Here is a 1,515-nt window from a genome sequence, read left to right as displayed (position 1 = left end):
GCTGAGCGGTACGCCCCACGCCACCTGCGCCGCAAGAGTGGCTAGTCAGCAGTTCCTGGTGTTGCGCTGGCCCTCATCCGCCCCTTCTCGGGAACGACCGTGCGAGCTAGGTGGCTGGACCGTTGGCCAGGGCTGGCCTCACAGCCGAGAGATGGCACGGTGTCGCCACGCCGAGGTGAGAGGAGACCGTCCCCGTGACTCAGGAATGGTGGCAGCAGGAGCCCGCCCCCGCTGCCAAGTCCGATGCGCGGCCTGCCTCGCGCGAGCTGTTCGAGGACTGGCTGGCCGAGATGGACTACGCCCTGGAAGGCTTCACGGCGCTCGGTCTGCCTGACCAGTTCACCGCTGTTCCGTTCAGTCGAGCGTCGGTCGTCATGCTGGAGGACGTTACACTCAGCCGCTACGCCGACCCGCGTGCCTTTCTGGACGCGGAAGGGCCCTGGGTGGATGGCGCAGTGCGGTATGCGGGCGAGGCGTTCCGGCGCGCCTTCGGCGGTGCCTGGGATTATTCAACCGACCTCAACGACCCTGTGGTGGGCAAGCCCTACGTGGTCCTAGACACGGCTCCCGCTGTGCCCTTCTCCCCCTTCCACGCCCTGTCCATGGCGGTCGGTGACCGCGGTGGTGGGGTGCTTGCCCGCGCATGGGACGGGCAAGCCGACGCGCAGGCAGAGCAGGGTCATGGCGAGCTCGACGACCAACGACCGTCCGAGCAGGACGCCACCCTTGTTCCCGGCCACTCCGCCGACGCCCATCTCGCCGCTTTCGTCGCAGGGGTGGACGCGGAGGTGCGGGCCTGGGCGCGGGGACCTGCCGCCCCCGCGGCGCAGTGGGACGGATCGGCCACCTCGCTCGACCTCCTTGCCCAGCAGGTCGTCGACCGGAAGGTGTCAGTCGCTGATCCGATGGAGGACCCCTACCTGTCCGGAGCCTCCCGGTACCTCGGCCGCACATTGCAACAGCTCTACGGCGGGGGCTGGCAGCGCGGGCAGGGCGCCAAAGACCCGATGAGTCCGTACGCCGGTCGGTGTTACCTCGTCCGCCTCACCGATGAGGGAGAGCGGATCTCCGTCAGCCCGGAATACCTCGTCGAGGTAGCCGCCGAGGAGGGCGACAGCTCGATCATCACCGACGGAGCAGGGACCTACGCGCCCTGACGCCCGCTGATCGCTGGGGCGCTCGGCGGTCCTTCCTCCTGCCAGCGTGGCGGCTCTAATCTCGGCAGAGTGTTGGCTGGCCTCCGAGCCGGACTCGATAGGCCGGCCTACTAGGCTCAGCTTGGAGCATCCAGAGGGGAGCACATATGCCGTGGTGGAAGCGTTCCGCAGGTGGTGACGATGCAGGTGGTGACGACGTAGGTGCCGGAGGGGGAACGACCGGCAGCGCCGGCGGTGGTGGCGTGAGCGCGGGTCTGCCGGCGTCGCGTGAGTTGTTCGAGACGTGGCTGGAGGAGATGGACCCGAAGATCACCGGGTTCGAGATGTTCGGGCTACCGAAGGACTTCTCCGCGCGGAT

Annotated in this window: 1 protein-coding gene; it reads left to right on the top strand. The window is 68.4% G+C overall.

Annotated features, from left to right (window positions below):
* Window positions 1–194: 194 nt before the first annotated feature.
* A complete protein-coding gene (locus tag BJF80_RS08870; protein WP_075812969.1) occupies window positions 195–1,157 on the top strand; it encodes a hypothetical protein in 963 nt (320 codons plus the stop codon).
* Window positions 1,158–1,515 lie beyond the last annotated feature (358 nt).

The sequence above is a fragment of the Serinicoccus sp. CUA-874 genome (assembly GCF_001942225.1).
GTDB lineage: Bacteria > Actinomycetota > Actinomycetes > Actinomycetales > Dermatophilaceae > Ornithinicoccus > Ornithinicoccus marinus.
The sequence above is the reverse complement of the archived record's forward strand: the minus strand, read 5'-3'. Positions and strand labels throughout refer to the sequence as shown.